At 75.5% G+C, this 11,995-nt stretch carries 12 protein-coding genes; 9 read left to right on the top strand and 3 right to left on the bottom strand.

From position 1 onward, the window contains the following. Positions 1-91 precede the first annotated feature (91 nt). The 7 genes from QWY29_RS12055 to QWY29_RS12025 all read left to right on the top strand — a co-directional run bounded on the left by QWY29_RS12055 (position 92) and on the right by QWY29_RS12025 (position 6,896). A complete protein-coding gene (locus tag QWY29_RS12055; RefSeq protein WP_300961153.1) occupies positions 92-925 on the top strand; it encodes a resuscitation-promoting factor in 834 nt (277 codons plus the stop codon). Positions 926-1,069: 144 nt separating this feature from the next. Further along, on the top strand, positions 1,070-2,131 hold the full coding sequence (locus tag QWY29_RS12050; RefSeq protein WP_300961151.1) for an NAD-dependent epimerase/dehydratase family protein: 1,062 nt from the start codon (positions 1,070-1,072) through the stop codon (positions 2,129-2,131). Beyond that, the gene (locus QWY29_RS12045; protein WP_300961149.1) at positions 2,128-2,982 is read left to right on the top strand and encodes a UbiA family prenyltransferase; all 855 of its coding nucleotides are present in this window, start codon (positions 2,128-2,130) and stop codon (positions 2,980-2,982) included. Before QWY29_RS12050 ends, QWY29_RS12045 begins: the two co-directional genes overlap by 4 nt. Further along, a complete protein-coding gene (locus tag QWY29_RS12040) occupies positions 2,979-4,175 on the top strand; it encodes an NAD(P)/FAD-dependent oxidoreductase (RefSeq protein WP_300961147.1) in 1,197 nt (398 codons plus the stop codon). Before QWY29_RS12045 ends, QWY29_RS12040 begins: the two co-directional genes overlap by 4 nt. Then, the gene (locus QWY29_RS12035) at positions 4,172-5,302 is read left to right on the top strand and encodes a type III polyketide synthase (RefSeq protein ID WP_300961145.1); all 1,131 of its coding nucleotides are present in this window, start codon (positions 4,172-4,174) and stop codon (positions 5,300-5,302) included. The genes QWY29_RS12040 and QWY29_RS12035 overlap by 4 nt, the downstream gene beginning before the upstream one ends. Further along, on the top strand, positions 5,299-5,844 hold the full coding sequence (locus QWY29_RS12030) for an isoprenylcysteine carboxyl methyltransferase family protein (protein ID WP_300961143.1): 546 nt from the start codon (positions 5,299-5,301) through the stop codon (positions 5,842-5,844). The genes QWY29_RS12035 and QWY29_RS12030 overlap by 4 nt, the downstream gene beginning before the upstream one ends. Beyond that, on the top strand, positions 5,841-6,896 hold the full coding sequence (locus tag QWY29_RS12025) for an NAD(P)/FAD-dependent oxidoreductase (protein WP_300961141.1): 1,056 nt from the start codon (positions 5,841-5,843) through the stop codon (positions 6,894-6,896). Before QWY29_RS12030 ends, QWY29_RS12025 begins: the two co-directional genes overlap by 4 nt. On the opposite strand, the gene def is transcribed toward QWY29_RS12025, so the two are convergent. Continuing rightward, positions 6,863-7,465, bottom strand: coding sequence for a peptide deformylase (gene def / locus QWY29_RS12020; RefSeq protein WP_300961139.1), 603 nt, complete (start codon positions 7,463-7,465; stop codon positions 6,863-6,865). The two genes, QWY29_RS12025 and def, sit on opposite strands and share 34 nt — an antisense overlap. Before the next feature lie 144 nt (positions 7,466-7,609). Between def and QWY29_RS12015 the strand changes: the two genes are divergently transcribed. Both QWY29_RS12015 and QWY29_RS12010 read left to right on the top strand, forming a co-directional pair. Further along, positions 7,610-8,974 (top strand): acyl-CoA dehydrogenase family protein, encoded by a 1,365-nt coding sequence (locus QWY29_RS12015; protein WP_300961137.1) that lies wholly within the window; start codon positions 7,610-7,612, stop codon positions 8,972-8,974. After that, a complete protein-coding gene (locus QWY29_RS12010) occupies positions 8,974-10,212 on the top strand; it encodes an acyl-CoA dehydrogenase family protein (protein WP_300961135.1) in 1,239 nt (412 codons plus the stop codon). Before QWY29_RS12015 ends, QWY29_RS12010 begins: the two co-directional genes overlap by 1 nt. 216 nt (positions 10,213-10,428) lie before the next feature. Here QWY29_RS12010 and QWY29_RS12005 read toward each other — a convergent pair whose 3' ends face one another. After that, positions 10,429-11,496, bottom strand: coding sequence for a hypothetical protein (locus tag QWY29_RS12005; protein WP_300961133.1), 1,068 nt, complete (start codon positions 11,494-11,496; stop codon positions 10,429-10,431). Between the two features lie 183 nt (positions 11,497-11,679). Continuing rightward, complete coding sequence (locus QWY29_RS12000; RefSeq protein WP_300961132.1) at positions 11,680-11,967, bottom strand: YiaA/YiaB family inner membrane protein; 288 nt, start codon at positions 11,965-11,967, stop codon at positions 11,680-11,682. Positions 11,968-11,995: the final 28 nt, after the last annotated feature.

Genomic DNA, 11,995 nt, shown 5'->3' with positions numbered 1-11,995 from the left:
TCCCGCGGCCGCACGCCGGCCGTGTCACGACCAGGAGACCCTCGCACCAGGGCGAGGGCGTCGACACCCCCGTTTGGACCTCCCCTTCTTCATGCACCTGCACCCTGCCCTGCCCTCCGTCCTGCCCACCTCGACCGTCGCGGCAGCGGTCGTCCTGGCGCTGCTGCCCGCCACGGCCACGGCCGCCGGGAGCGAGCCCGCGCCCGCCGGCACCGAGCCCGTGGCTGCTGCTGCCGCCCCGGTGGGCACCACGCCCGTCCGCCTCCGGGTCGGCCGCAACGACACGCGACCGGTGCACACCTCCGCCGCGTGGCCGGCCGGCGTCCTGCGCGAGCAGGGCGTCGAGGTCTCCCGGCGCGACCAGGTCCGCGTCCTGCGCGCCGACCGCCGGGTGAGCGGCGAGCAGCGCCGCCTGCGCCGCGGGGACACCGTCAAGGTCGTCCGCGTCGAGCGCACGGTCGACGCCCACCGCGTCAAGGTGCGCGCCGGCGTCGAGAAGCGGCGTACGACGTCGCTCCGGCCCGGCCAGCGCCGCGTCGTGCGTGACGGCCGCCCGGGGGTGCGCAAGGTGCGCGTCATCCGGGTGACCCACAACGCCCGCGTCGTCGACCGCGCCGTCCGCAAGCACATGGTCCGCGACCCGCGACCGCGCCGGGTGCTCGTCGGCGCCCCGCGCCGGTCCGTCCCGGCCGCCGACCACCTGAACTGGCGTGGCCTCGCCCGTTGCGAGTCCGGCGGCAACCCGCGCGCCGTGAACGCGGCCGGCTACTACGGCCTGTACCAGTTCGACACCGGCACGTGGCGCAGCGTCGGTGGCCGCGGCATGCCGCACCGGGCCCCGGCGGCGGAGCAGACCTACCGCGCGAAGCTGCTCTACCAGCAGCGCGGCCGGTCGCCGTGGCCGCACTGCGGTCGCTACCTGTGACCCGCGCCCCCGCCGGCTGAGCGCCAGGCGGGCGGTCGGTCGTGTGCCCCACGACGCGGCCGGGCGCGTCCGCAGGCACACGACCGCGTGGTGGAGCCGCCCGCACGCCGTGTGAGTCCCCCGCGGGAGGGGCACCGAGCGCGCATGCGCATCGCGATCACCGGAGCGTCCGGCAACATCGGCTCGGCCCTGGTGCGACGGCTGCGCGCCGACGGGTCCCACGAGCTCGTCGGCCTGGCCCGGCGACCCCCCACCGACCACGACGACGGGGTCACCTGGCACAGCACCGACCTCAGCACCGACGCCTGCCACGACACGCTCGTCGAGGCGTTCCGCGGGGCCGACGCGGTCGTGCACCTCGCCTGGGGCTTCCAGCCCTCCCACGACCTGACCTACCTCGCCGAGACCGGCATCGGCGGCACCCGCCGGGTGCTCCGCGCGGTCGCCGAGGTCGACGTGCCGCACGTCGTGCACATGTCGTCGGTCGGCGCCTACGCGCCCAAGCACGACGACCGCCCGGTCGACGAGTCCTGGCCCACCGAGGGCGTGCCGACCTCGCGCTACAGCCGGCACAAGTCGGCCGCCGAGCGGCTGCTCGACCAGCACGAGACCGCCCACCCCGACCGCGTCGTGACCCGCATCCGTCCGGGCATCGTCGGGCAGCGGGCCGCGGGGTCGGCGCTGCTGCGGTACGGCGTCCCGGCGTTCGTGCCGTCCAAGGCGCTCGGCCTGCTCCCGGTGCTCCCGATGGACCGCGGCCTGGTGGTCCCGATGGTGCACACCGACGACGTGGCCGAGGCGGTCGCGACGGTGCTCCGGCAGGGCGCGTCGGGTCCGTTCAACCTCGCCGCCGACCCGCCGGTCACCGCGCAGGTCATCGCCGACGCGTTCGGCGCCAAGCTCGTCCACGTCCCCTCGTCGGTCGTCCGCGCGGTCATGTCGGCCACCTGGCACGCCCGGCTCCAGCAGGTCGACACCGGGTGGCTCGACATGGGCTTCGCGCTGCCGACCATGGACACCACCCGCGCCCGCGTCGAGCTCGGCTGGGCGCCGACCAAGGACGGCCCGACCGTCTTCGCCGAGGTCGTCGCCGGCATGAAGGACGCCGCCTCCGGTCGCACCCCCGCCCTCCGCCCGCGCACGGTCATCGGGGCGGTGAGCGACGCGGTACGCCGCGGGCCGGTCGCCGTGCGGCGCCGGCCGTGACCACGAGCGCGGTCCCGGCCCGGCCGGACCCGCGCGCCCGGACCCGTCCGGGGCGCACCTCCGCGCTGCTGGCCGCCGCCCACGGCGGCCCCGCGGTCGCGGTCACGACAATCGCCGCGCTGCTCGCGATCCGCTCCGACCTCGGTGCGGCCGACACGGTGCTGGTCACCGCCGCGGTGCTCACCGGTCAGCTCACCATCGGCTGGGGCAACGACCTGCGCGACCTGCCGCGCGACCGGGCCGTCGGCCGCGCCGACAAGCCGCTGGTCACCGGCGCCCTGCCGGTGCGCTGGGTGGTCACCGCCCTCGTCGTCTCCGGCGCGGCCTGCCTGGTGCTCTCCGGCGCCGTCGGCTGGCGGAGCGCGCTGGTCAACGTCGTGCTCGGCGCCGGAGCCGGCCACGCCTACAACCTCGGTCTCAAGGCGACCTGGTGGTCCTGGCTGCCCTACGCCTGCGCGTTCGGCACCCTTCCGTCGGTGGTCACGCTCGCCTCGCCCGACCCGGCCTGGGCGCCGGCGTGGATGACGGCCGCCGGCGCGCTCCTGGGTGTCGGCGCCCACCTGCTCAACACGCTGCCCGACCTCGCCGACGACGAGCGCACCGGCGTGCGCGGCCTCCCGCACCGCATCGGTGCGACCCCCTCGCGGGTGCTGGCCGCCCTCCTGCTCGCCGGGGCCTCGGTCGCGGCCGTCCTCGGCCCGGACGGCACCCCTCGGGCCTGGGCGTGGGCCGCGCTCGCGCTGGCCGTCGTCCTCGCCGGCATCACGCTCGTGACCCGCGGCCGCACGCCCTTCCGGGCGGCCGTCGCGGTCGCCCTGCTCGACGTCGGGCTCCTGGTGGCCGCGGGATGAGCCCGCCGGGGGAGCAGTGGGACCTCGTCGTCGTCGGCGCCGGGCCGGCCGGTGCCGCCACGGCGATCGGCGCGCTGCGGGCCGACCCGCGGCTGCGGGTGCTGCTGCTCGACCGCGAGGACTTCCCGCGGGACAAGGCGTGCGGCGACGGCATCGCCCCGCACGTGCTCGACCTGCTGGCCGACGCCGGCGTCCACGGCCTGCTCGACGACCGCACGCCGGTCGAGCGCCTGCGCCTGGTCCGCGGCGGCGTCGAGGCGGAGCGCACGATGGAGCGGCCGGCGTACGTCGTCCCGCGGGCCGTCCTCGACGCGCGCCTGGTCGAGGCGGCCGTCGCCGCGGGCGCCGAGCTGCGCCGCCACCGCGTCCGCACGCTGCACGAGGAGCCCGGCGCGGTCGTGCTCGACGGCGACCTGCCCGCGGCCGTGGTCGTCGGCGCCGACGGCGCGCACTCGGTGGTCCGGCGGGCGCTCGAGCGATCCCGCGGACCCGTCGCGCTGGCCGTCCGCGGCTACGCGCCCGTCACTCCCGGGCGTGCCGGCCGCCAGGTCATCGAGCTCGGCACCGAGCACCAGCCGTCGTACGCCTGGTCCTTCGACTGCGGCGACGGCACCGCCAACGTCGGCTACGGCGAGGTGCTGCACGACGACCGGCCCGCGCCGACCCGCGCCCAGCTCTTCGAGCGCCTGGAGGGGCTGCTGCCCGGCGCGAGCGCCGGCGGGACGGCCTGGAAGGGCCACCACCTCCCGCTCTCCACGGCTCGCTGGCGCCCGCCGCGCGGCCGGGTGCTGCTCGTCGGCGACGCCGCCGGGCTGATCAACCCGCTGACCGGCGAGGGCATCTTCTACGCCGTGGCGACCGGGCTGGCGGCCGGCCGCGCCGCCGCCGAGGCGGTCCGGCGCGGGACGCCCGAGCGGGCCGGCGCGCTGCACCGCCGCTCGACCCGCGCGATCCTGCTGCCGCACCTGCGCCACACCGCGCTCGCCGCGACCCTGACCCGCAGCGCCCGCGTCCTGGAGGCCGGCATCACCGCCGCCGCGGCCGACCAGCGCGTCTTCGACGACCTCGTCGAGCTCGGGCTGGCCCGCGGCCGGCTCACGCCGTCCCTGGCGCTCGGGCTCGGCCGGGCACTCTGGAGACCACCCGCCACCCGCCTCGACCCACGACCACCCGCCCTTGAGGAGCCCGCATGACCACCACCAGCCCGAGCCGGCCGAGCCGGGTCGTCAGCGTCCGCGGTGCCCTGCCCGAGCACCGCTACAGCCAGGAGGAGATCACCGCCTCCTTCACCGACACGCTCGTCGAGGGGTCGGTCAACGCCGCCGTCGTCGAGCGCTTCCACCGCAACGCCTGCGTCGAGACGCGCCACACGGCGATGCCGCTGGCCGACTACGCCGACCTGGGCGACTTCGGGCAGTCCAACGACGTCTTCATCCGCGCGGGCGTCGAGCTCGGCTCGCGCGCGGTCGTCGACGCCCTCAAGGCCGTCGGCCTCACCCCGGCCGACGTCGACGTGATCGTCTCCTGCACCGTCACCGGTCTGGCGGTGCCCTCGCTGGAGGCGCGCGTCGCCCAGGAGATCGGCCTGCGCCCCGACGTGGTCCGGCTCCCGCTGGTCGGCCTCGGGTGCGTGGCCGGGGCGGCCGGGGTCGCCCGGCTCCACGACCTGCTGCGCGGACGCCCCGACGGTGTCGCGGTGCTGATGTCGGTCGAGCTGTGCTCGTTGACCCTGCAGCGCGACGACACCTCGGTGGCCAACCTCGTCGCGAGCGGGCTCTTCGGCGACGGCGCGGCCGCGGTGGTCGCGGTCGGCGCGGACCACCCGCTCGCCCAGGTCGCGGAGCCGACCCAGCCCGAGGTGCTCGCCTCGCGCAGCCGGATGTACCCCGACTCCGAGCGCACGATGGGCTGGGACGTCGGCGCCGGCGGCCTGAAGATCGTGCTCGACTCCTCCGTGCCCGACCTGGTGCGGCAGTACGTCGGCGACGACGTGCGCGGCTTCCTCGCCGACCACGGCCTGACCCACGACGACATCGAGTGGTACGTCGCGCACCCCGGCGGACCCAAGGTGCTCGAGGCGCTGCAGGACGCCCTCGAGGTCGACCGCGAGGCGCTCGCCATGACCTGGGACTCGCTGCGCCGCATCGGCAACCTGTCGTCGTCCTCGGTGCTGCACGTCATGGCCGACACGCTCGCCGACCGGCCGCCCCGCCCGGGCTCCTACGGCCTGATGCTCGCCATGGGCCCCGGCTTCTGCTCCGAGCTGGTGCTGCTGCGCGCGCCCGATGCCGCCGCGGCCGCTGCGGAGGCCGTGGCGTGAGCCTGGAGGTCGCCTTCACGCTGCTCGTCGTCGCGGTCGCGCTCGAGCGCGTGGCGGAGCTGGTCGTCTCCAACCGCAACGCGGCGTGGAGCCTGGCGCAGGGCGGGGTCGAGTCGGGCCGCGGCCACTACCCGTTCATGGTCGTGCTGCACACCGGCCTGCTCGTCGGCGCGCTCGTCGAGGTCTGGGTGCGCCGGCCCGAGCCGCCGGCCGCGCTGGCCTGGTCGATGCTCGCGCTCTGCGTGGGCTCCCAGGTGCTGCGCTGGTGGTGCATCCGCACGCTGGGCCGGCAGTGGAACACCCGCGTCATCGTCGTCCCAGGCGCGCCGCGGGTCACCGGTGGTCCCTACCGGTTCATCCCGCACCCCAACTACGTCGCCGTCGTCGTCGAGGGCTTCGCGCTGCCGCTGGTCGGCGGCGCCTGGATCACCGCAGTGGTCTTCACCGTCCTCAACGCCGGTCTGCTGGCCACGCGGATCCGCGCCGAGGACGCCGCGCTGGCCGACCTGACCGGGCGCGTCCCCGGCGGTGCGGCCGCGTGAAGGACCTGCTGGTCGTCGGCGGGGGGCCCGCGGGCCTGGCGACCGCGCTCCACGCCGCACGCGCGGGGCTCGACGTCACGGTCCTGGAGCAGCGCGCCGGCACGGTCGACAAGGCCTGCGGCGAGGGACTGATGCCCGGCGCCGTCGCGGCACTGGCCGACCTCGGCGTCGACCCGGCCGGGCACGACCTGCTCGGGATCCGGTACGTCGCCGGCGCCCGCCGGGTCGCGGCCGACTTCCGGTCCGGCCCCGGCCGCGGCGTACGACGGACGACGCTGCACGCCGCGCTGCGCGACGCGGTCGAGGCCGCCGGGGTGCCGGTCGAGCAGGTCGGCGTCCACGGCCTGGAGCAGGACGACGACGGCGTCACCGTCGAGGGGCGTCGCGCGCGGTACGTCGTCGCCGCCGACGGCCTGCACTCCCCGCTGCGCCGCTCGCTCGGCCTGGACCGGCCGGCCCGCCGGCGGCTGCGGCGCGGGCTGCGGCGCCACTACGCCGTCCGGCCCTGGACCGACCACGTCGAGGTGCACTGGGCGCGCGAGGCCGAGGCCTACGTGACGCCGGTGGCCGACGACCTCGTCGGCGTCGCGGTGCTGACCACCCGCACGGGGACCTACGACGACCACCTCGCGGCGTTCCCCGAGCTGCTGGAGCGCCTGGCCGGCGCCGCTCGCGTGGGCACTGACCGGGGCGCGGGTCCGCTGCGGCAGGACGCCAGCGCGCGCACCGCGGGGCGGGTGCTGCTGGTCGGCGACGCCGGGGGGTACGTCGACGCGCTGACCGGCGAGGGCGTGGCGCTGGCCGTCGCGCAGGCCGGCGCCGCGGCGCGGGCCGTCGCGGCCGGCGACCCGGCGGCGTACGAGCGAGACTGGCGGCGCCTCACGCGCCGCTACCGGTGGATGACCCACGCGCTGCTCGGCGCGACCAGCCTGCGCCCGACGCGGTCGGCGCTGGTGCCGACCGCCGAGCGGGTGCCGTGGCTCTTCGGGGCGACCGTCGACGCGCTCGCCCGCCCGGCTCACTCCTCGCCGACGGGCCAGTCCGCGGGGTAGTCGCCGGCGAGCTTGTCGTGCTGCTTCTGCAGCTTCTTGCGCAGCTTGGTCGGCAGTCGGTCGCCGAAGACCGTGCCGCGGGTGTGGTCGGTCTCGTGCTGGAGGCAGCGGGCGAGCAGCCCGTCACCAGAGAACGTGACCGGCTCGCCGTCCAGCCCCGTGCCGGTCACGGTCGCGAAATCGGGCCGGGCGCACTCGACGAACGCACCCGGGAAGGACAGGCAGCCCTCCTCGGCCTCGTCGAGCTGGCGGTCGCGACCCTCGGGCAGCGTCAGCTCGGGGTTGCACACCACGCCGACCGTGCGCTCGTTGGACTCGTCGGGGCAGTCGAAGACGAAGACCGCGAGGTCGACCCCGATCTGGCACGCGGCCAGGCCGACGCCGTCGGCGGCGTACATCGTCGCCACCATGTCGGCCACCAGCGACCGCAGCTCGGCGTCGTAGGCCGTCACGGCCTGCTGCGGACGGTGCATCACCGGGGTGCCCCAGCGGGTCATCGGGCGGACGGCGCCACCGGTCGGCAGCGGGCCGTGGGGGGCGTGGTGCGGGGGCTCGGCGGGCGCGGGCATGGCCGCGATCCTAGACGGCGGCGCCGACACCTCCGGGCCCCGGCCACCGGCCCGGGCGGGACGTCTCAGCGACGTCGCGGGGGTGTGACCCGGGCCACGGCGTGTGGTGTAGCCCGTTGTGTAACTCGCAGTTACATTGACGCCATGTCCTTGATCCAGAAGCTGGCGCCCGGCGGCAGGCACGGGCTGGCCGCCCAGGAGTCGCGCGACCCGATCGGGTACGCCGTCGCCGCGCTCAACCGCGTGGCCCAGAGCGACCTCATCGACCGCCTCGGCCTGCGCCGCACCGCGGAGCAGACCGTCTTCACCGTGACCCGCACGGGGTTCCGGACCGCCACCGCGGCCGGCCGCCAGTTCCAGCGGGCCGGCAAGCGCGGCGAGCCCGGGGTGCGCGTGCCGTCGGCGCCGCGCACCGGCGTCTTCGACCTCACCCCGACCGAGGACGAGCAGATGCTCGTCGACGTCGTGACCGAGCTGGCCACCGAGGTCGTCCGGCCCGCCGCGGCCGAGGCCGACGAGTCCTGCACCGTGCCGGACGCCGTCCGCTCCGCGGCCCAGGAGGTCGGCCTGCCGCTGCTCGGCGTGCCCGAGGCGCTCGGCGGCATCTCGGAGGAGCGCTCGGCGATGGCCGGCACGCTCGTGGCCGAAGCGCTGGCCCGCGGCGACATGGGCCTGGCCGTCGCCACCCTCGCGCCCGGGTCGGTCGCCACCGCGATCGGCCTGTGGGGCACCGACGAGCAGCAGCGGACCTACCTGCCCGCGTTCGCCGGCGACGACGTCCCGGCCGCGGCGCTGGCGCTCAACGAGCCGACCGTGCTCTTCGACGTGCTCACCCCGTCGACCACCGCCGTCCGGCGCGGCGACTCCTACGTGCTCAACGGGACCAAGTCGCTCGTGCCGCTCGGCTCGGAGGCCGAGCTCTTCGTCGTCGGCGCCTTCCTCGACGGCGCCCCGGTGCTGTTCCTCGTCGAGTCGTCGGCCGCCGGCCTCGCGGTCGAGGGCGACCCCGGCATGGGCGTGCGGGCCGCCGGCCTGACCCGGCTGGAGCTCACCGACGTCACCGTGCCGGCCGAGGCGGTCCTCGGCGCGACCGACGGGTCGACGTACACCGAGTGCGTGCGGCTCTCCCGCCTCGCCTGGTGCGCGCTGGCCGTCGGCACCGGCCAGGCCGTGCTCGACTACGTGACGCCGTACGTCAAGGAGCGCGAGGCGTTCGGCGAACCGGTGGCCCACCGCCAGTCGGTGGCGTTCATGGTCGCCAACATCGCGATCGAGCTGCAGGCGATGCGGCTGCTGACCTACAAGGCGGCCTCGCGCGCCGCGGCGGGCAAGGACGTCGGCCGCGAGGTCGGCCTGGCCCGCAACCTGTGCGCCGCCAAGGGCATGCAGATCGGCCTCGACGGCGTCCAGCTGCTCGGTGGCCACGGCTTCGTCAAGGAGCACCCGGTGGAGCGGTGGTACCGCGACCTGCGGGCCGTCGGCGTGATGGAAGGGAGCGTGCTGGTCTGATGGCCATCAATCTGGAGGACCCGAAGAAGTTCCGGCCGCTGGTCTCGCAGGCCCACCAGGTCGCGATGAACATGCTGCGCCCGATCTCGCGCAAGTACGACAAGGCCGAGCACGAGTACCCCAAGGAGCTCGACATGCTCGCCGCGATGATCGACGGGCTCTCGGAGTCCGGCGCGAGCGAGGGCGCGGGTGCCGCCGGCGTCCGCCGCGGCGAGGACGCATCCGCCGGGAACGGTGCGGCGAAGGACGACGGCGGCGTCAAGAACGGCGCCAACCTCGCCTCGGTCATGTCGATCACCGAGATGTGCTGGGGCGACGTCGGCCTGCTGCTCTCCATGCCGCGCCAGGGCCTCGGCAACTCCGCGATCGCGTCGGTGGCCGACGACGAGCAGGCCGAGCGGTTCGCCGGCGTGTGGGCCGGGATGGCGATCACCGAGCCCGGCACCGGGTCGGACTCGGCCAACATCAAGACCACCGCGGTGCTGGACGGTGACGAGTACGTCCTCAACGGCGAGAAGATCTACGTCACCTCCGGCGACCGCGCCGACCACATCGTCGTCTGGGCGACCCTGGACCGGTCGCTGGGCCGGGCCGCGATCAAGTCCTTCGTCGTGCCGAAGGGCACGCCCGGGATGCGGGTCGACCGGCTCGAGCACAAGCTCGGCATCAAGGCCTCCGACACCGCGACGATCATCTTCGAGGACTGCCGGGTGCCGAAGGAGAACCTGCTCGGCTCTCCGGAGATCGACCCCAAGCAGGGCTTCGCCGGCGCGATGGCGACCTTCGACAACACCCGCCCGCTGGTCGCGGCGATGGCCGTCGGCTGCGCCCGCGCCGCCCTCGACCTGACCCGGTCGCTGTTGGCCGACGCCGGCGTCACCGTCGACCACGACCGACCGGCCCACCTCCAGCACGCGGCCGCGGCCAAGCTGCTGCAGATGGAGGCCGACTGGGAGGCGGCGTACCTGCTCATGCTCCAGGCCGCCTGGATGGCCGACAACCGCCGGCCGAACTCGCTCGAGGCCTCGATGGCCAAGGCGAAGGCCGGTCGCGTCGGCTCCGACATCACGCTCTCGTGCGTCGAGCTGTGCGGCTCGGTCGGCTACAGCGAGGCCGAGCTGCTCGAGAAGTGGGCGCGCGACTCCAAGATCCTCGACATCTTCGAGGGCACCCAGCAGATCCAGCAGCTCATCGTCGCCCGGCGCGTGCTGGGCCTCTCGAGCGCCGAGCTGAAGTAGCAGCCCGTCGGACGGTCGGGGGCCCGCCCGGACCTGACCGAAGAAACTCACGCTGGACCGATGAACCTTCATCGGTCCAGCGTGAGTTCTCTCGGTCAAGTCGACTGATTCACCGGTTGACCGGTGGATCAGTCTCCGCCCGAGAACGCCGAACGGCCCCCGCGGATCGCTCCGCGGGGGCCGTTCGACGTGTCTGTGGCGGCGTACGCCGGGGCGTCAGCCCTTGTCGGTGTCGCTGGCGCGACCGAGGGTCTCGGCCTCGCTGGCGACCGCGCTCGCCTGGCCCGGGTCGATCAGCGGGGCGTCGCCGGCCGACGAGGTGCCGAAGCCGGTCTCGGTGGTGTCCGGGTTGCTGGGGACACCGGCGCCGCGGGTGCCGGCCGAGGTGATCGCCTCGGTGCCGGCCCCGCCGGCGAGCTCGGCCGCCGAGAGCGGGACGTCGCCGGAGGAGGTGCGCTTGGCGGCGGGGGTCTTCTTCGCGGCCGGGGCCTTCTTGGCGGCGGGAGCCTTCTTCGCAGCCGGGGCCTTCTTCGCCGCGGGCGACTTCTTGGCGGCGGGTGCCTTCTTCGCGACGGTGGCGGCAATGTCGGCCGGGGTGACGTCGACGTCGTCCACGTCGGCGGCGGCGTCGATCGCGTTATCCGGCTCGGGCGTCCTGGCCGCCTTCTTCGCGGTCTTGGCGGTGCCCTTGCGGGTGGTCGCCTCGCTCAGCGAGCCCTTGCCGGGCGTCGCCTGGGTCGCGGCCTCCTTGACGGCGGCGGTGGCGACGTCCTCGACGGGCGCCTTGACCGGCTCGCTCGCGGCCTTCGCGACGGGCGCCTTCTTGGCCGGGGCCTTCTTGGTCGCAGCCTTGGTGGTCGCAGCCTCGGTGGCCGGGGTCTTCTTCGCGGCGGGCGCCTTCGTGGCGGTCGGCGCGACCGGGTCACCCTGCGGGCGGCTCGGCTCGGGGGCCTTCCGCGCGGTCGTCGCGGCCTTGGCGGCCGGGTCCGGCGTCGAGGTGCCGGCGGGCGGCTCGGCGGTCTTGCGGGCGATCGGGTCGGTGCTGGGAGCGGCGGGCGCGTGCTTCTTCAGGCCCGGCACCAGCGAGGTCACGGCGCCGACGGTGCCGGTGGCACGGGAGATCGCCTGGCCGGTCACCTGGCCGGCGACCGCCCTGCCGAGCTCGACGGTGCCCTTGGCCTGGCCGACGGCCTGACCGACGGCCTTGGAACCCGAGCCGATCGGGTCCTTGATGGTGTCGAGGGCGGCGTCCTTGATCTTGCCGAGGGGGCTCTTGCGGGCCACGGTGTCGGTCCTTCCGGTGGGTCGAGGTGTCCGAGTGAGTGAAGCAGCCGCCTGACGTGCGCGGTTCTCGGTCCCGTACCCCGGACGCCATCACGCAGAACACCGTGTCGCGGTGACCTTCGCCATGGCCGGCGCCCCCGGCCGGGGTCGGCCGGGGGCGCTCGAGCTTGCTCAGAGATTCGCTCAGGAGACGGCGCGGAAGGGGTCGTGCTCGGCGAGGATCTTGTCGACCCGGGCCTGGTCGAGGCGGGCGGAGACGGCCTGGGTCTCCTGGGCGTCGCGGATGACCTTGGCGAGGGTGAACGCCGAGGTCGTGAGGTAGAGCGTGGTCACCGCGAAGAAGGCGCGGACCCACGGGTCGACGGGGACGTAGAGGACGGCGAAGAGCATCGCGCAGAGAGCGACGGCGAACGAGATGCCGGCCTGGGCGTAGAAGGCGGTCGTGTTGCGGACGGAGGTCGGAGTGCTCATGGCTCGAGCCTGGTCGCCGCACGCGCGG

The sequence above is a fragment of the Nocardioides abyssi genome, from assembly GCF_030412915.1.
GTDB classification, from domain to species: domain Bacteria; phylum Actinomycetota; class Actinomycetes; order Propionibacteriales; family Nocardioidaceae; genus Nocardioides; species Nocardioides abyssi.
This window is presented reverse-complemented; position numbering and strand designations above follow the sequence as displayed.

What these genes read in the sequence shown, in the direction of transcription:
- QWY29_RS12055 (WP_300961153.1), top strand. Translation starts at nt 92, where the DNA reads ATGCACCTGCACCCTGCCCTGCCCTCCGTCCTGCCCACCTCGACCGTC.
- QWY29_RS12050 (WP_300961151.1), top strand. Translation starts at nt 1,070, where the DNA reads ATGCGCATCGCGATCACCGGAGCGTCCGGCAACATCGGCTCGGCCCTG.
- QWY29_RS12040 (WP_300961147.1), top strand. Translation starts at nt 2,979, where the DNA reads ATGAGCCCGCCGGGGGAGCAGTGGGACCTCGTCGTCGTCGGCGCCGGG.
- QWY29_RS12035 (WP_300961145.1), top strand. Translation starts at nt 4,172, where the DNA reads ATGACCACCACCAGCCCGAGCCGGCCGAGCCGGGTCGTCAGCGTCCGC.
- def (WP_300961139.1), bottom strand. Translation starts at nt 7,465, where the DNA reads ATGCCCGCGCCCGCCGAGCCCCCGCACCACGCCCCCCACGGCCCGCTG.
- QWY29_RS12015 (WP_300961137.1), top strand. Translation starts at nt 7,610, where the DNA reads ATGTCCTTGATCCAGAAGCTGGCGCCCGGCGGCAGGCACGGGCTGGCC.
- QWY29_RS12010 (WP_300961135.1), top strand. Translation starts at nt 8,974, where the DNA reads ATGGCCATCAATCTGGAGGACCCGAAGAAGTTCCGGCCGCTGGTCTCG.
- QWY29_RS12000 (WP_300961132.1), bottom strand. Translation starts at nt 11,967, where the DNA reads ATGAGCACTCCGACCTCCGTCCGCAACACGACCGCCTTCTACGCCCAG.